Below are 17382 nucleotides of genomic sequence, written 5' to 3'. Positions count from 1 at the left end.
TGATCAAAGTCGAAGTTTGAAGCGACTTGACCGATTCGTGACACCGGACGCGTTCGGTTTCGGACCAAGAACTCCCGCCTACGGCGACAATTTGCGTACATGCGACCTGCGGCCCTTTGTGCCTTCTCCGACGTCGAGCGAACGAGTGCAGCGGAACTCTTCGGATAGTGAGATCGTTAACCGATCCTTTCCAGACCAGTTCAGGAGACGTGACCTCCAGAGGCGGCGACGAATCGCGGTCTTTGATGTCACAATTCAACCGATGCTCGCCGTCAACGGACATAGGAGCTGCTTACATTGCGGAGTGCCATCATCAGCTGAAGCGCAGATATTCATATCCATGCCGTTCGTCTGGGACTGGACCGGCGGTTATCTGATCCTAAGGCTATTTAACGCCTGGACGATGCGCTTCAGTCCGATCGCCGATGCCCCAGGTGGGGCGCCGAATGAGAGTCGCAGGCCGTTGACGTCTCCAAACGCGTTTCCCGCAAGGCAAGCCACATTAGTATGCTTCAGGAGCCAGCCTGCAAAATCATCCGTCACTCCAACGCGACCTTCGTCCTGCAAAGCAGATGCAAGCCTGTTCAGATCAAGATAGAAGAAGAATGCCCCGTCGGCACGAGGTGGGGTTACATCACGTAGATTAGAAAGGATGTTAAGACCCATGTCGCGAGCGCCGAAAAGCCGTTGGTATGTCTCCCGCTCAATCCGGCCGCCGGCGACCTGAAAGTGGCTCAGCGTGGCTTGCTGCGCCTCTCGACTTGGTGTTATCGCTGCATAGCCCTGAAGCTTTCTTGCGGCGGAAACGATGGCGCTGGGAGCCGCGAAATAACCCAAGCGAGAGCCTGATATCGCCAGCGCCTGCGAACATGGATTGACTATGATCGTTCGCGGCCGCACGGCGGGGTACGCCACGACGATCGACTCATGGCGGTGTAAACCGGTGAATACTAATGTTGAGTAGCGCTCGTCCGAAATGATCCATATTCGGAATTCGACAGCAAGCTCGCCGAGCTCCTGCAATGTTGTTCGACTGTAGACTGCGCCCGTCGGATTGTTGGGTGAATTGATAATCATCGCTTTAGTCCGCGATGTAACGGCAGCTCGGATTGAGCCGACATTAGGAGTATATCGCGGGCGCTGAGCATCGACGAACACCGGTACTGCGCCAGCGGCCTGAACCAGCGCTGGGACCCACGGTTGCCAGGGGCGGATAATGATAACCTCATCGCCCCGCTCTAAAATCGCCAAGGCCGCATAAAGCAGTGCTTCCCTTGAGCCGGCAGTGATTGCGATCTCCTCCGCCATCCAATCGAGGCCTGTCTGGGCCGCGAGCCTTTCGGCAACAGCTTTGCGGAGCGGCATAAGGCCAATGGGATCCACGACGCCGCTCGACCCAGAATCGACGGTAACCATCGCCCTCTCGTGCACTGATGAGAGTGGCTGGATGATCTCCTCGTTCGCAAGATCGATGAACTGATCTCCGCCACCGACAGAACCGGTGGCCGCGCCCTGGGCGCCTGGCGCACGCTCTGTAGAACCGAACGATATCTGTGACGGCAAAGTGACCTCCCACGGTCGTCGAACTCAAAGCGAGCCAAAGCTCGCAACCGCCGTGTGCTCCCGGTTTAGCCATCGATCCATATCCGGCGAGGCCGACGATCTCACCTAGACCAACACAGTCCCCCCAACACACAACGCTAGCAGCCTAATTGCAGTCGCTCCACCTTGAGTGCTTGGTGAGACAATTTTGGCCGGGCATCAAACCGACTGATCTTCGGCTCGACTATCGGCGTATAGGCCATCCCGGACTGCTTGCGAGCACGGGCTCCTGCTATCGTCCTACTTGTGAAGCGTTTTGCCGCCAGCACGTGATACTGACCTCGGACTCAAAAGGATACCGTAAACGCGAGCATTAGCCCGCGCGCCTCGCCACAGAGCCGTTGACGGTGACATAATGCAGTCGCTCTTGCCAAACTTGTTGAAGGTGCATCGTCATGCGCCCGATGCGCACAGGCGACACGGTGTGTCATCGCCAGGAACTAGGTCCCAATCAATCACCAGTGTTAGTAGTTGATGCGGCGAGCATCGAAAAACCGCTAAGATGTTGCGACCGATCCAGGCAATCAGACGCGGACACTTCTGAGCGGCCCGACGAGACGCTAACGCCCGCAAGCTATCACTACATCGCCCAGCGTTAGCTCTAGCAGCTAAGCGGAGGCCGCCTACGCGTTAAGTACCTTTCTGCTGGCGCCGCAGGTCGGCTCTTGGTCGCAGGCTCCATCGTCAATGGAGAAAGAGAGCCCTAGCTTGGGGTAGTGGTTGATGGCGCGGCCGTTCCGGAGGCGCCTGAAGGCTCTTAACGCAAGCAATGAAAACATGGGCCGCGAGATCGGTCAGGCGGCGCGCTACGCCCGAGAGTCCCTAGTAAGCGGGGCGCCCCCTAGTTCAAACTTTGTTCGGAGCAGCGTGCACACGGCGGCGACCAACATGTGAGTTGGCTAAAGAACGCTGGGCCAGGTGCCTATAACTCCACGCTACTCTGTCGCGCAGACGGACGGGCGCACTTGGGCTGTCGAGGACCCGGCTCGTCGGTGTGTCCGCAATCGCGCGATGCACTCGCTCTGCATCATCTGCCGAATCTTACCCGCAAATCCTGAAAATGCGAGCGCGCCGCAACGAGACCTGCTTAGAGCCATTTCTAGTGCTCGTCGTCTGTAAAGAGCCGCTTTGCTCGCTTGGCCGCAGAACGGAGGGCATAAGTGAAGATTGGAGCGCCTTCGCCGACTTGACGCCTTCGTACCTTCGCGCTCCGGTGTAGCGCTTTTCGCACACAGCCGTAGCATCTTGAACAAACGTGTGAGGGCCTGAACGAAGCCTCCCTGACGGCTAGAATGGCTCTCCTCCAATTCTCCTCGCTCCAGAAATGCCAGTCAGTGCGTCCAAAGGGCTGGTACGACACTTGCTTAAGGATGAAGCGAAGTCCCGCCCTCATATGCACATGGGAGGCGCCCCGCCAGATCGGCTCCTTAAGAAGTTGGGTGTTATATGTCTGGTGTCGCCGGTGCATTTCTCTGCTCTCCAAACGAACCATCGCCACGTGTTGTTGATCAGCTGAAGAAAATGATTCCGACACTTGCACTCCGTGGGCAAGCAGGCGTCCTAGTCGCTGCTTTCATGAAAAAGCGCGGGATCCGATATGGCAGGGCATTTCAAACGGCCGATAGTTCAGTACGCATTGACCGCATCGAACAGGAGTCGCGCTTTCGGCCTCATGTTGCGATCGCGCAGATCCGTAGCAGATCCTGTGGAAGTGGGGGTGACGGCGATGTGCAGTCAATTCCCGCCGCTGCAGGCACTAGCCGCCATTTTGCAATTTCTCTGGATGGGGCCTTGGTCAACGCTCATGAACTCAGAAGCGAACTAATCGCTCAAGGCCAACTGATAGACACCAACACTGACGCCGAGCTCTTGCTGAGGTGGATTGAACGATCTTGCAAACGAGAATATTGGCGTCACGGCTTGCCCGCAAACTACGAAGCCATCTTTCGCGAGCTTGATGATCGTATAGACGGTGCCATTAGCGCGCTTTTGCTAGATAAGAACGGAGATCTTGTTGCATACCGCAATCGAAGCGGTTTGCGCCCATTGGAGACTATGTGGACGAACAATGGATTGTTGCTCTTTGCTTCTGAAAATTGTGCCTTCGCCGGCTCGGAAGGTAAGACCCAGCAGCTCTTGCCGGGGAGCATACGGCGCGTGGACGCGAAGACAGGCGGCAGCGTTGACCATGCTCTGAACAGCCGACGATATAAGGCCAAACTCTGCGCCTACGAAACTCTATATTTGGGAAGTCCGAACACCTCGGTCGAGGGCCATTCACATCTCCAAACCCGTTACAACATCGGGCTCGCCTTGGGGAGAATTGTTGCCGAGCGAGTTCAAGCAGAGGCACTCTTGATGCCGCCAATCGTGTCCTCCATGCCAAATACTGGAGGGCCGTACGCCGATGGTCTGTTTGACTCTCTCGCCGAACAGGGCGTGCGTGCCGAGCGTGGCGACGTAGTGGCAACGCAATTTCTTGAGCGAACGCTCCTCGGCAGACCCAGGGGCCGCCAATCTCGCATAGCTCAAAAGTATCGAGTGGCGGAAGCTGCCGTCGCTGGACGAGCCATCGTTGTTGTTGACGAGGCACTCATTCGAGGCGATACCAGCCAAGCCGTCACAACCATGCTTCTTGCCGCTGGAGCCAAAGCCGTACATTGGGCGATTGGTTCGCCGCCTATAGTTGCTCCGAATTACTACGGCATGGGTATTGACACGCCAGATGAGCTCGCATTCTGGCAGGCATTGAAGCGACTTCCGCCTGAACTGCGCGCCCAGTGCCTTCGCTTCCACAGGATGGACTTGCCAGCCCTCAGAACCATTGAAACCAACATTGCGAGAGCGATCCAAGCAGCGACGGTAACTTATCTGCCCTTCCGCGCCCTAGTATCCATATTGGCTGACAGGCTAGACAGCATCGATTTGTCACCCTTCACATTCGAGATGCCAACGCCCGCTGGACGGCAGCGCGCGGACAGAAGCTTGGAGGCGTTGCTGGCCGCTCTTTCTGTCAATCCCCGTCTGAGGTCAGGATCATGAAACCCGCTCTCGTATTCGACTGGAACGGAACATTGCTGGATGACACGTACGCGCTGCTCGATACGACCAACGCAATTTTGAACCGCTTTGGTCGTCCGCGCATCAATATAGACACCTTACGAGAGCATTGTGATGTTCCCCTCTCTCGTCTCTTTCATAGCCTTGGAATGTCGCAGGAGGAGATGGAGGCAATAGAGCGTGACGAGGGCGCACTGTTTCATGACACGTACGAGCCTCTTGCCGATAAAGCCGATTTACGTGAGGGCGCTCGCAGAGTGTTCGAGTTGGCGCGCCGAGAATCGGCTCTACTCATCATCGTCAGCAACCACATAGTCGCGCCTCTACAGTCCCAGCTGAGGAGACTTGGCGTGGATGACTACATCACCGATGTGCTCGCCTTTGAAAGCCGCGCCACCCAATACAAATCGATGAGCAAAGGAGAGCGGCTTCGCCTTTATATGCACAAGTACAGCCTGAATCCGTCGTCAACCTTCATCATCGGCGATATGCCCGTCGAGACTGATATTGCGCGTAATCTCGGGCTGACAAGCATATCCATTACCGGAGGCTTTGTTTCGACCTCGCGCCTGCAAGCCGCGCGTCCAGATTACACGATCAACAACCATCACGAGCTGTTGCCCATCCTACAAAAGCATGGCTTCTTTTCGGAATGCTAAATCATGAGCAAGGGATCATCAGCCAACGCGGCTCCCAAAACGATCAAGCAGAGCATAGGGCTTATCGGAGCGGGGCGCATGGGAACAGGTATAGGCATTAGCCTGTTGCGGCGCCAAAGCGAGCTCCACATCAAAGTCAACAAGAACCGGTCCGGTGCTGATCGCCTGACAGGTGGAGGAGCCCGCGAGCACACATCGATCGCAGAGTTGGCGCAGCACGTAAGTGTCGTGGTGTTATCCTTACCGTCCAGCCGTGAAGTTGAGACGGTGTGCCTCGATCACGATGGACTGTTTGCTCACATGTGCCGAGGAGGCCTGATAATTGATTGCACGACCTCGTATCCTACCTCGACCATTGCATTGGCGAGAAAGGCGCGAAGCCGGGGTCTAAACTTTATTGATGCTCCGGTAACACGGAGCCCCGAGCAAGCAGAGCTGGGCCTTCTCAACGCGATGGTTGGGTCGGATGCAACACTCTTTCCCGTCGCCGAACGCATTCTTGCTGCGTTTTGCGAGACCGTTCTGCATGTTGGAGATGTCGGAGACGGCCACAAGCTCAAGCTTGTTTACAACAGCATGACGATGGGCATAGCTGCCGTCGCCGCTGAGGTCTGCCAATTCGCGGATAGTCTAGAGATAGATCTTGTGACGCTACGCTCTTTGGTCGGTCGCGGCTCGACTAACAGTGGAATATTCCAAGCCTTCGCCGCCTTTTTGTTGGGCGAGAAACCAGATGCACTCGCAATCTCGATTGCAAATGCTGCAAAGGATATCGAGTGTGCTGTGCGCCTGGCGCGCGAGAGAGCCGTTTCCGTGCCGGTCCTGGATGCTGCCGCGCAGGAATTCAACCTCGCGGTTGTCGCAGGCAAAGGTGGACTGACCCTGCCACATTTGGCGATCGTAAACGGCTTGGTATAAGTCTGCGCGGGGCCATCTTTCCGCGTGCCTTTGGTGTCCGTGTTTCGGCGGGTGCCGCCCTGTGTTCGATGAGTATGACATTAGGCCTCAGCGCAAGCGAATCCGGCGGCGGCGTCAGGAGGTGGCAGCGCACCGAACTGAGCCAGGGCGCCGGCGATTGCAGGCGGTGGTTTAGCGATCATGAAGCGCGCGCTCGAAGCCGGAACGCGTTTGGAGAGTAATCCAAACCTGCGCTGGTTGGGGCGACACGCGGACGGCAAGGAATAGCTCACATCGCTTAAGGATGCTTCCTTGCCTCCTACGGCCAAGGAAGGCGGATTCGAACGCGTCACGCTTGCAACAGAAACGTCGGTATTGGTGGTTGCTCGCCGGCTATCATTGGCGGGAATACTTGAGCGCTCCTGCACACGTAACTGTTGTCCACGACGGGCTGATTTACTGGACAAAGTATCTCGTTCTGCTCCCGCCTGAATGTTCCGGTTTTAGCTCGCCTGGCTCACAAATTTGGTGTGAAGATAGCCCTCGATTGCCTCGAGGCCACCTTCCGAACCGAACCCCGGCTCCTTCGTTCCTCCGAAAGGCACTTCGGGAAGCCCAAGTCCATGATGATTGATCGACAGCATGCCGCATTGAAGATCGGCCCCGATCGCGGCGATCGTAGCGGCGGATCGCGTGTAGGCGTAGGCGGCGAGCCCGTAAGGCAGTCGATTGGCCTCCGTGACAACCTCGTCATAGGTTTTAAACCGCGCGATCGGGGCGACGGGGCCGAACGGCTCTTCATTCATGATGCGCGCTTGGAGTGGAACATCGGTCAGGACCGTCGGCTCGAAGAAGTACCCCGCATTGCCGATACGCTTGCCGCCGATGCGCAACTGTGCGGCGCGACCAAGAGCGTCCGCGACAAGCTTTTCCATTGCGTCGACCCGCCGCCAGTTGGCGAGCGGTCCCATCCGGCTATCCCTTTCGAGGCCATTGCCAACCCTGATCGCGCTGGCCTCGGCAACAAACCTGTCGACGAACTCTTCATAGATACTCTCATGCACCACAAAACGCGTCGGCGAGACGCAGACCTGGCCGGCGTTACGGAACTTGTTCGCCGAGAGGATTTTGGCGGCTTTCCCGACATCGGCATCCGCGAAAACAATGGCAGGCGCGTGCCCGCCAAGCTCCATGGTGGAGCGCTTCATATGGGCGCCGGCAAGGGCTGGGAGATGCTTTCCGACCACGGTCGAACCGGTGAAGGATACTTTGCGGATGATGGGATGGCGGATGAGATAGTCTGACACTTCGGACGGCACCCCGAAGACGAGATTGACGACGCCCGCCGGCAAGCCCGCATCCGCGAAGCTACGAACCAGCCCATGCAGCTCGCCGGCGTCTCTTCAGGTCCCTTGACGATGATGGACCAGCCGGCTGCAAGGCTCGCGGATATCTTGCGCACGGCCTGGTTGATCGGAAAATTCCACGGCGTAAATGCCGCAACCGGCCCGACCGGCTCCTTGGTCACCAGCTGGCCAACATTGCCAAAGCGCGCCGGTACGATCCGCCCATAAGCTCGGCGCCCCTCCTCGGCGAGCCAGTCGATGATATCGGCGGCGAGGAGCGTTTCAGCGCTCGACTCGCTCAGCGGTTTACCCTGTTCGAGCGTCATGATCGACGCGATGTCGGCTGCGCGCGAGCGTATGAGATCGGCGGCCTTGCGCATCATCCTGTACCGGTCGAAGGCCGATACCTTTCTCCAGATCTCGAAGCCCTCCGCGGCGGCTGCGAGGGCGCGATCAAGATCGCCGCGGGACGCATAAGGAGTCTCGCCAATGGGCTGTCCGGTCGCGGGATTGAGGATCTCTTCAGAGCGATCCGCCGTCCACTCCACGGCGATGAACATCCTGATCTGGGGGTACACAACTTGTGCCCGCACCGCTTCTTCTCGATTGTCCACGCCTCAATGTCCCCAGCGAAGAGCCAGCGGGCTGAGCTCATGCGCAAGCTCCATCAATCCAGCTCTCGTCGTCGGATGGAGCTGCTCGAGCGGATGGCGCACGGCTTCGCATCTGATCACACCACCTTCAGCCATCACGCTCTTGGCTGCGCGCAGGCCGCACTGGCGGTTCTCGAAATTGATGAGGAGCAGCACCCTTGCATACGCAAGAGCGGCTTCCTGCCGGCGTCCCGCTTTGTGATGATTGAGTACGGGGCGAAGCAGATCGGGCAGCAGCGCGCTCGACATCGTTCCGGTCGCACCGGCATCGAGGTCTGCCATCATGGTGATGGCTTCTTCCCCGTCAAATGGACCGATGATGGCCTCACCGCCGAGGTCGATCAGGCTGCGCAGCTTGGCAGCCGCAAACGGGACCTCGATCTTGAAATATCTGGCGAGCGGCACCTCGCAAGCAAGCCGGACGAGAAAAGGGACCGTCAATGTAACGCCGGAGAGCGGCGCGTCCTGGACCATGATTGGAATCCCGGCAGCGTCCGCGACGCGGCCGAAATGCGCGATCATGGCGCTTTCATCCGCCTTGAGGCTTGCGCCATGATAAGGCGGCATCAGCATGACAAGGCTTGCCCCACGTTCGGCCGCATAGCGGGCGCGTTGCGCTGCGATCTGCGTACTGAAATGGCTGCAGGTCACCATGACGGGCTTGCGGCCCGCGACATGCGAGAGGCAAAGATCGACCAGAATATCGCGCTCCTGATCCGACAGCAGGAACTGCTCGGAATAATTGGCCAGAATGCAGATCCCGTCGACGCCTTGATCGATCATGCAATCGAGCACGCGCCGCTGCCCTTCCAGATCGAGAGCTCCGGATTCCGTAAAGGGCGTCGGAGCGACCGGGAACAGGCCGCGATAGACGGGAGTTTTCGCATTTCTCATGCAGAGGGTTCCAAACAGGAGGCAGTCAGTTGTCTCGGGCTCGATCAGACCCATCGGAACATTCAAGGAGTAGAGCCGATGCCGTCGAACTTCCTGGACAGATCGAGCGGCGCGTCGCCGAGCAAGACTGCTCGAAAATGCTATCGATCAAGGTCGGACGTTTCGCTCATCGGGACTAGATCCGTCCAGATGGGAGCAGCCCCGTCAGGATGGCAAGACATTCAAACAGGAAGTAGCTTCCGAAGATCAACTCGACGTTCTCCGCCGCATCGATATCGCGCACGATTGCCTTTCGGGTGAAGCAGCCGCCGGTGAGCATTCCGGGCGGGCGCCGGTCTTCGGGAGCAGTCGGTGTCAGGTATTTCGACAGCTGCGTTACTGTGCGCTCCGCAAACACTCGATACTTGGCGCCCTCCTCAGGACCAAGTGCGGATGCGAGACGCAGCGCCGAGGCAGCGGCGATAGCAGTGGCCGCAGTATCCCTGCTGGTGTTGGGGATCGCCGGATCGTCGAAATCCCAGTAGGCAATGAGGTCGGCAGGGACATGGTCGATCCACCAGCCAAGAACCCGCACGGCGTAATCGCGCCATAACGGCTCTTTCGGGCGAACCATGGCGGCGTGAGCGGTGTAGAGCATCGCCCATCCCTGCGCCCGGCCCCAGGTGCTGATATCGCTATATCCCTTGTGCGTGTGTGTTCTGAGAACCTTGCCGGTGTGCGGGTCGAGCGTGGAGGACTGGATCACCGAATTATCCGGCCGCACGTGGATCTCCAGGACGCGCCGCATATGCGCATTGGCAACCTCCTCCATCCGGGCATCGCCAACCTCGTCGGCGGCCCAATAGAGCAGGCCTATCGCCTGGAGGGAGTCGATGCTGCTCTCGGAGGCCCCGACTGCGCTTGCCTCCTCGGCATCCCCGCCCAACGGGATCAGTCCGAGGCGTGGATCATACATGTCCCGAAGCGACCTTGCTGCTGTCAGAGCCGCCGCGCGCGCGGTTTCATCCGTAAAAAGAATGCTGCCGAGGGCGCCAGCATGATAGAATCCGAAACCCTTGAAGGCCGTAAGCCGCTCGGCACGTGGCAACATCCGACTTAGCGCTGCATGCGCATCGTCGATTGAGAACCGCCTCGGGTCAGCGAGATGCGCAAGCCAGAGCTCACCGACGAACGCTCCGCCAGTCCAATCACCGTCGGGCGTGAACGTCCAGGTTCCGTCCACGGTACTCGCCCAGTGTGGCAGGCCGGAGCGTGCAGCGTCCCGGGTCTGTGCAATGCGCGTGAGCATGCGCTCGCGCGCGGAAAGATATTCGCTTCTCGACATTATTCTTGGTCCGACAGGGTTTCTCTTTACGCCACGAGGCGCAGTGGGGAGGCAGGCTGGGGTCAGTCGCCGATGTAGACGCGGCCACGCTTTCTTGCGATCTGGTAGACCACGACGCTGAGCAGCGCGATCAACGATCCATAGGCAGGAAACATCCAGGCGATCTGCTCACGTTGTAACCACACGAGCAGATAGGGTGACGTCCCGCCGAACAGCGACACGCCCAACGCGTAGCCGAGGGCCACCCCTGTGGTCCGCACGGCACGCGGCATCAGGGTTGTGGCGATGAAGTTGTAGAGGGCCATGTTGAAGCCGACTATGGCGCCGCCGAACACCGTGACAAAGAAGAACGTGGAGATGCTCTTCTGCGAATAGACCAGTGTCAGAAAGAAGCACGGAATGAGCAACAGCCGCAGAAGCGTGAAAGCGCGCGAGGGCCGGACCTTGTCGGCGAACGCACCAACCAACGGTGCGGCAAACATCCAGATCAGGAGCATCAGCGTCATGATGCCGTAGACTGACGTGCTATCCTCCTTGAACACGGTGTTGGCCATGTTGGGCAGGCCGGTGTTCCAGGCGTAGTTCGCGATCTGCACCGACCCGATTACCAGAATGACGGCGAGCAGCGATAGCCGGACGCTCCAAAGCGTCTTCCAGACTCCGCCTGTCGTATCCTGAATGCGCGACAGCTCATGTTGCCGGTGCATCGCGCGATTGATCAAGGTTTCTGGAAGGGTGCTGCGCAGATAAATGATCAAGAGGCCAAGCACGCCGCCCACGGCGAATGGCAGACGCCAAGCCCATTCGCGCATCGCCTCGGGGGCGACCGACGCGCTCACCAGAAAGGCGACCATGCTGGATCCGAAGATGCCGAGCTGGATAAACGAACCACTGATCAGGCCCAGATAACGCCCTTCCCGGCCGGGCGGCGCCAGCTCGATGGCGATGGCGTTAGCGACGCCGGCTTCAGCGCCGGTCGCCAGTCCTTGAACAAGACGAAGGAGAAGCAGCGCAACCGCCGCGGTGACCCCGATATCCCTGTAAGTCGGCAGAAGCGCGATCAAGAGCGAGCACAGCGCCATCGCCGTGACCGAGATCATCATCACTCGTTTGTGGCTGATGCGATCGGCGACCGGACCGAGCAGGGCCGCGCCCAGCGGCCGCGCGAAGAAGCCGGCTCCGTAGACGGCGAGTGCCGCGAGCAACGAGGTGGTGGGATCATTGGACGGGAAGAAATGTGGCGACAAAAACGCCGCCATCACGCCATAGACGTTCCAATCGTACCATTCGAGCGCAACGCCTCCTCCGAGACCTGCCGTCATTGTCCTGGTGGCAATTTGCCCCTCAGGCGCATCGGACACGGGACTGACGTGAACGAAGGTGTTCACCTCTCCGCCAAGCGGCATCGCCGCTTGCGCTGACGTCGAAGAGTAAACGTTGCTGGAAGCGTCGCCGAAAAAGCGCGCGCGAGTTGGCTTATGTCCCATTCCCATGGTCCCTCCTGTTGTGAAAGCGCGCTTCTTTCGCGAAGCTTATTTTTCTTTGGTCATGCTATTCTGCAGCGCCGACGGCGCCCGTCTCGTAGAGATCCTTCAATTGCCGGGCGTCATAGCCGAGCTCTTTCAGGATCTCTTCCGTTTGCGCACCAAGCTTTTGCGGCGGCAAACGCACATCCGGCAGCTCCCCGTCGTAGCGCACGGGATGGCTGACAAGCGTGATGGGAGTCCCCGTTGCACCAGCGACGACCTGGAAGTTTTTGTTGTGCGCGATTTGCGGATCGGCAACGACCTCGGCATAATCGTTGACGGCGGCGTGCCAAATTCCGTGCGCTTCGAACAGGACGATGCATTCCGTGGTTGAGCGCTTAGCGACGTTGGCGGCAATCAGGGCCGAGGCTTCATCCCGCCGGCGATAGGCCTCCTGGTCAGGAATTCGCTGATCGGCAGGCAGGCCGAGCGCGTCCGAGAGCGCCTCCAGCGATCCCAGAGAGATCGCAATGTGTCCATCGCGCGTCGCGTAGATGCCGTAAGGTGCTCCGTAGTACCAGCCGGCTACGGGGCCCGGCTGACGGACGTCGTCAGGCCTTTTGCCGTTCAGGTAGCAGGTAAAAGATTCCATCTGCAGGTCGAGCGCTGCCGACAGCAGGCTGACATCGACGCGGCAGCCCTGCCCCGTGCGCGCTTTTCTCACCAGGGCAGCCAGGATCCCCGCCGCAAACAACGCAGCGCCGTGATGATCAATGGCGGAAACGCCCACAGCCCGCGGCCCTTGCTCGCGACTTCCGGTGATCATCGCAAGTCCTGACAGCGCCTGGATCAAAAGATCCTGGCCGGGGCGATTGACGTAGGGCCCGTCAGGACCGTAGCCGGAGGCGGCAGCGTAGATGATCTGAGGATTGATCTTCTTTGCATTCTCATAGCCAAGGCCCAGCTTGTCGAGCACGCCCGGGCGAAAGTTCTCTGTGATCACATCCGATTGCGCGATCAATTGCCTGGCAATGGCCACGGCTTCGGGTTTTTTCAGATCTAGCGTGAGGCTGCGCTTGTTGCGGTTTCCGGTGAGAAGCAACATCGACTGGCCGTCGACCCGCTTGTCCGCTCCGCCCCATTTCCTCTGAAAGGCCCCGCCGGGAGGCTCTACGGCGATCACGTCAGCGCCGAGGTCCGCCAGAAACTGCACCCCGACCGGACCCATCAGGAAGTGATTGAAGCTCAGGACACGAATGCCCTTCAATAGATCGACCATACGTTCGTGCCTTCGGCTTCCGTGAAGATGACGGTATTTTCTTACTTCATTTCTGAAATCGATTTCAGAATTATTCCCTCCTTTGAACGGAGTCAAGCGGATCAACAGATTTTTCGAATGCCGCCCGACCAGCTCACCTGCCGTCCGCGCTGGGAGGACCACAGATAGCGCGGGATCGTCACACACAGGACTTGAGCATGTGGTGCTCGGGATGGTTAAAGCTTTGAGCGGGAGACCCTCTCCTTCTCCGCGATTGACCAGAGCAGATGGACAAGAAACCTGTCATCGACCCCAAAGGCCGCCAGCAACCGCGCGTGAAGATCGAGGACGTCGCCCGGAAGGCAAATGTCTCACCGGCGACCGTCTCGCGCGTCCTCAATCATCCCGATATCGTGCGGCCGGAGCTTCGCGACAGGGTCATGCGGCATATCAATGACCTCTCCTATACGCGCGATAGCGCGGCCAGGGCCTTGAAATCGGGACGCATGCGGACTGTCGGCGTCATCGTCCCGACGCTGGCGCTCGGCATCTTTGCGGAAGGGGTGGAGGCGCTGCAGAACCGCCTCAGCGAAAGCGGTTACACGCTGTTCATTGCGAATTCCCAGTATGACCAACGGCGGGAATTCCAGGAACTGCAGAGCCTTGTCGAACGCGGCATCGATGGAATCGTGCTGGTTGGCGGCTCCCATGGACGTGAACTGAGGAGCCTGATCGAACAGGCCGGCGTACCCGTCATCACGACCTATGTTTCCAAGGCAGGTGGCGGTATCCCCGCGATCGGGATCGATAACGAAAGCGCGACCCGGGAAATGACCGAGTATCTCCTAAGGCTTGGACATGTCCGATTCGGCGCGATCGCCAACGTTGTTGCAACCTCCAACGACAGATCCCGCGCCAGGCTCGAGGGAATTCAGCGCGCGCTCTCGGACGCCGGCCTGCCGCTCAAGCCGACCCAGATCATCAAGGCCGATTATTCGCTTGCCCAGGGCCGCAGCGCCCTTCGTCAACTCCTGACCGACCACCCTGATACGACAGCGGTGATCTGCACCACCGACACGCTTGCCATCGGTGCCATGGCAGAGGCTCGAAAAATGGGGCTGATCGTTCCGACCGCGCTATCCATCACAGGATTTGACGATGTGGAGCTCGCGGCGCAAATGGACCCCCCGCTCACAACCGTCAGTGTTCCGGCAGCTGAAATCGGCCGAGGGGCCGCCGATTACCTAATTAATGCCATCGCCGGAAGCCCGGTTCCCAAAAGCGTCCTGTTGCCCTACCGCCTGGTCATGCGCTCATCGAGCGCGCCGCCACGCTCTGGCGAAGGGCCCGCCCGCCGGCGGCGCAGCCGAGATGTATGACCACCATTTGAAAACGATTTCATATAAGGAGGTAGTTTGACCTCCCCAAGGCCCCAGGAGCCGGTCGAAACGCAGTGCTGTTCGCCCATTTCATTGTCGCGCGAAAAGTAGATCGGTGACTATGCCATGACACCTCCCAAGAGACGACGGCACAGAGGTTTTCAATGCTCGCGTTCAACGTGAACGGAGTGAACGGGCGCATGGTGGTGGCTGGCGCCGAGCTCGTGCAGCTTGTGATGCAGGCGATGATGCGCAAGTTCCAGGGTGGCTCGCAGCCGCGCGTGCCGCGCCTCATTGGACTTCGGGGCAAGCGTATCCATATAGGCGATCGATCCCTCGATTTGCGCAAGGACCGCCACGGCGTCCGCAGTGGCAAAGATGGGCATCTCGCCAACTGTGACGTAGACAGCACTGGTGTGCGCCGCGATGTCAGCCTCGCGTCCAGCGACACTGCCCCGCACGCGTAGCGCGATCCAGCAGGACTCGGTGACGTGCAGCGAGAGCTGACCTTTGGACGACAAGCTGGCACATCGGACTTCCTCGACCACCGTGCCGTTACGGATCAGCTCCAGCCGTGTCGGTGCAACGCTGACCGATTCGATGCGCCAGTCGATGCCAAGCGTGCCGCCTGAACGGGAAAGCGGGATCGTGCTCCCGGGACGCTGGCCTTCGACGATCATCTCAACCAGAGGCCCGACCGTGATGAACGTATCCCCGCGACGCACGGCCTCCATCCAATTGCGATAGGTGAAGTCGCGCTCGCCCAGCCGCACATAGGTCCGCGAACCGCCGAGGAGTGCGGCCGCGTCCATCTTGTCGGAGCCGGCTACCAGCGGCAGATGGTATCCGATGTTGAGATAGCGGTACCAGTCGGCCAGGCCAAACGCGCTGATCTGCGCGGTCCGCGGGTTGAACGACATCATTTCGATGGCATCGACAAGGCCGAGCACAATGTCGGCCGCCCGCTCGGCTTGGGGGTTCGGCGCGTGCGGCATCACGACCAGTCCCCCTTGCTGGCGGCAGCGCTCCGCCCAGGCAGCCATGGTCGCTTCGAGGACATCGCCGATCGCAGCTTCGTTGGACCCGCCGCAAGAGAGCGGATTGATCATCTCGCCTTCGTAGCCGAGCAGCGATATGTGCCCCAGAACCTGCATTCGGTTCTCCGTGCCGACCCGAACCAGAAATTCTCCGTCCCCACCGAAATCCTTTGCCCCGATCGTCGTGCGGCCGTCGAAATCAGCGACGTTGGTGAATAGCTCGCCCCATTGTGCCGCGAGCAGGTTGACGACGTTGACACCCTCAGCCTTGCCCTCGAGCAGCGCTGTCTGCGGACTCAGGAAATGGACGTGCGTATCGGAGCTGACCCATCCCTGTTCGCGCCAGCGCAGCACACGATCGAGCTCAAAGATGAGATTGTCGGTGGTCGCAGTGATTTCGACGATGGTGCGCAGCGGATGCACCTCAAAACCCCGGCAGATCTCGACGAACACGGGTCCGAGCGGCAGGTCCGCCTCGCAACTGCCGTCCACATAGGCGTACTGGTTCAGCCCGTTGGCAAATTCGCCGGCGAAGTCTTCGAACCTGCCGGTGTTGACCTTGCGGTGATGTCCCTTGGGCGGCAGATACTCCCCGTGCGCACCGTGCAGATGCAGGCGCGCGGCAACACGCACGCCGCTGCCCTTCTCTACGATGCGGATCCTGACCGGCCTTGTGGCCGGTTCGACTGTGGTCACATTGAGCGGCGCGCCTCCTGCATTGCCGGCAGCTTCCAGCGCTCGAAGCTCGAAGACATGCAAGCGGCCATCGTCGGAGCGCAGATAGAGCCTTGCGTCCGGATGCGCGGAGTACTCGACGATGACTTCGTTCCCGGAGCGGACGGGCTGCACATCAACCTTGGCGCCGAGCCAATCCGCTCTGGAGTACTCGAGCACTGCGCGGGCCGAGATGACCGTGCCGAGGTCCATGCCGATCTGCTCGCCCCGATCGTCGACATCGAGCTCGCCAAGCTTGTTCAGATGGACCCCGGGCGGCAGCCGCACCTTGAGCTTGCGGCGGCACTGCAGGCGCAGCGGATGCTGGGTGAGCGTTGTCGTGGTCACCGCAAAGACAAGCGAGATTTCCTGTTCCGCGCGCAAACTCAACGCCGAAAGCTCCTTGTCCGGATAGGGGTTCGGGAGCGCGTAAAGCCACAGGTTCTCGCCTTGCCGATCCATGCGTCCCGATTCGGTGCGGGCCTCGCCCAGGAAGAAGCTCGCCCCCGGCGCTCTGCCGAGTACATAGTCCTCGCCGGTGCTTGCGTGCACGATCGGGGCGCGTAGCGGCAGGGCAGCGAACGCACTCGCACTCCAGGAGATGTGGTTCTGCTGGATCGCGAACCTGCGCAGCACCGGCACGTCGGTCTCGCTGCCGTCGGCATAGCGGAGCCCATAAGTGGCTACCCGATCGCCAAGTGGATTGCCTTCCACAGGCAGCGTAGCCGGGCCGATCTCTCCGAAACCCACGGGGCTTGCACTGGGTCGGTCTGCCGCCACTAGCACGAACAGCACATAGCTCGCCATTCTCGGTGGCAGCGCGATGGCAACAGGAGGTGCCCCGGGGCGCAGCTCCAGCACGTCCGCCCCTGTTTCGCTGCCGAAGAGAAAGGGCATGCCGCGATGGGTCTTCAGCCCGCGAAGCGAACCGATCCAGCCAATGTCGCCCGGGCGGCTGGCAAAACCCTCACCGGCATTTGCACGCCTGGCGTTGAAATATGGCTTCAAGTCCACGGGCGTGAAGTGCGGCGATGAAGGCGTTTTCATTCGTTGGACTCCAGTTCAGGAATTCGCCGGTCCGCAAGCGAGGTGT

General features: G+C 59.8%; 10 protein-coding genes and 1 pseudogene. 4 read left to right on the top strand and 7 right to left on the bottom strand.

Features of this window, described 5'->3' with window-relative positions:
* Positions 1-369: 369 nt before the first annotated feature.
* Positions 370-1416 (bottom strand): pyridoxal phosphate-dependent aminotransferase, encoded by a 1047-nt coding sequence (locus XH88_RS17335; protein WP_271669493.1) that lies wholly within the window; start codon positions 1414-1416, stop codon positions 370-372.
* A 1632-nt stretch (positions 1417-3048) separates the two neighbouring features.
* On the opposite strand from XH88_RS17335, the gene XH88_RS17330 reads away from it, so the two are divergent.
* Genes XH88_RS17330 through XH88_RS17320 form a run of 3 tightly spaced genes read left to right on the top strand, consistent with a single transcriptional unit; the run spans position 3049 to position 6239 of the window.
* Positions 3049-4644 carry a hypothetical protein gene (locus XH88_RS17330; RefSeq protein WP_271669492.1) on the top strand — a complete coding sequence of 532 codons (1596 nt, stop codon included), beginning with the start codon at positions 3049-3051 and terminating at the stop codon, positions 4642-4644.
* Positions 4641-5321, top strand: a complete 681-nt coding sequence (locus tag XH88_RS17325) for an HAD family hydrolase (RefSeq protein ID WP_271669491.1) — start codon at positions 4641-4643, stop codon at positions 5319-5321. Before XH88_RS17330 ends, XH88_RS17325 begins: the two co-directional genes overlap by 4 nt.
* Before the next feature lie 3 nt (positions 5322-5324).
* Positions 5325-6239, top strand: a complete 915-nt coding sequence (locus XH88_RS17320) for an NAD(P)-dependent oxidoreductase (RefSeq protein ID WP_271669490.1) — start codon at positions 5325-5327, stop codon at positions 6237-6239.
* Positions 6240-6721: 482 nt separating this feature from the next.
* Here the strand turns inward: XH88_RS17320 and XH88_RS17315 are convergent.
* From XH88_RS17315 to XH88_RS17295, 5 genes and pseudogenes are all read right to left on the bottom strand, one after another.
* Positions 6722-8124 (bottom strand): annotated as a pseudogene (locus tag XH88_RS17315) (NAD-dependent succinate-semialdehyde dehydrogenase).
* Between the two features lie 57 nt (positions 8125-8181).
* Positions 8182-9111 carry a dihydrodipicolinate synthase family protein gene (locus tag XH88_RS17310; RefSeq protein ID WP_271669489.1) on the bottom strand — a complete coding sequence of 310 codons (930 nt, stop codon included), beginning with the start codon at positions 9109-9111 and terminating at the stop codon, positions 8182-8184.
* 175 nt (positions 9112-9286) lie between these two features.
* Positions 9287-10435 carry a hypothetical protein gene (locus tag XH88_RS17305; protein WP_271669488.1) on the bottom strand — a complete coding sequence of 383 codons (1149 nt, stop codon included), beginning with the start codon at positions 10433-10435 and terminating at the stop codon, positions 9287-9289.
* Positions 10436-10497: 62 nt separating this feature from the next.
* A complete protein-coding gene (locus XH88_RS17300; protein WP_271669487.1) occupies positions 10498-11928 on the bottom strand; it encodes an MFS transporter in 1431 nt (476 codons plus the stop codon).
* Between the two features lie 58 nt (positions 11929-11986).
* Positions 11987-13180: a CaiB/BaiF CoA transferase family protein gene (locus tag XH88_RS17295; protein ID WP_271669486.1), complete on the bottom strand. Its 1194-nt coding sequence runs from the start codon at positions 13178-13180 to the stop codon at positions 11987-11989.
* Between the two features lie 266 nt (positions 13181-13446).
* On the opposite strand from XH88_RS17295, the gene XH88_RS17290 reads away from it, so the two are divergent.
* Positions 13447-14538, top strand: coding sequence for a LacI family DNA-binding transcriptional regulator (locus tag XH88_RS17290; protein WP_271669485.1), 1092 nt, complete (start codon positions 13447-13449; stop codon positions 14536-14538).
* 161 nt (positions 14539-14699) lie between these two features.
* Here the strand turns inward: XH88_RS17290 and XH88_RS17285 are convergent, their stop codons facing one another.
* Positions 14700-17336, bottom strand: a complete 2637-nt coding sequence (locus XH88_RS17285; RefSeq protein WP_271669484.1) for a CehA/McbA family metallohydrolase — start codon at positions 17334-17336, stop codon at positions 14700-14702.
* Between the last annotated feature and the right edge of the window lie 46 nt (positions 17337-17382).

The organism is Bradyrhizobium sp. CCBAU 51627 (genome assembly GCF_028128765.1).
Taxonomy (GTDB): Bacteria; Pseudomonadota; Alphaproteobacteria; order Rhizobiales; family Xanthobacteraceae; genus Bradyrhizobium.
The sequence above is the reverse complement of the archived record's forward strand: the minus strand, read 5'-3'. Positions and strand labels throughout refer to the sequence as shown.

What these genes read in the sequence shown, in the direction of transcription:
- XH88_RS17335 (WP_271669493.1), bottom strand. Translation starts at nt 1,416, where the DNA reads ATGGTTACCGTCGATTCTGGGTCGAGCGGCGTCGTGGATCCCATTGGC.
- XH88_RS17330 (WP_271669492.1), top strand. Translation starts at nt 3,049, where the DNA reads ATGTCTGGTGTCGCCGGTGCATTTCTCTGCTCTCCAAACGAACCATCG.
- XH88_RS17325 (WP_271669491.1), top strand. Translation starts at nt 4,641, where the DNA reads ATGAAACCCGCTCTCGTATTCGACTGGAACGGAACATTGCTGGATGAC.
- XH88_RS17320 (WP_271669490.1), top strand. Translation starts at nt 5,325, where the DNA reads ATGAGCAAGGGATCATCAGCCAACGCGGCTCCCAAAACGATCAAGCAG.
- XH88_RS17310 (WP_271669489.1), bottom strand. Translation starts at nt 9,111, where the DNA reads ATGAGAAATGCGAAAACTCCCGTCTATCGCGGCCTGTTCCCGGTCGCT.
- XH88_RS17305 (WP_271669488.1), bottom strand. Translation starts at nt 10,435, where the DNA reads ATGTCGAGAAGCGAATATCTTTCCGCGCGCGAGCGCATGCTCACGCGC.
- XH88_RS17300 (WP_271669487.1), bottom strand. Translation starts at nt 11,928, where the DNA reads ATGGGAATGGGACATAAGCCAACTCGCGCGCGCTTTTTCGGCGACGCT.
- XH88_RS17295 (WP_271669486.1), bottom strand. Translation starts at nt 13,180, where the DNA reads ATGGTCGATCTATTGAAGGGCATTCGTGTCCTGAGCTTCAATCACTTC.
- XH88_RS17290 (WP_271669485.1), top strand. Translation starts at nt 13,447, where the DNA reads ATGGACAAGAAACCTGTCATCGACCCCAAAGGCCGCCAGCAACCGCGC.
- XH88_RS17285 (WP_271669484.1), bottom strand. Translation starts at nt 17,336, where the DNA reads ATGAAAACGCCTTCATCGCCGCACTTCACGCCCGTGGACTTGAAGCCA.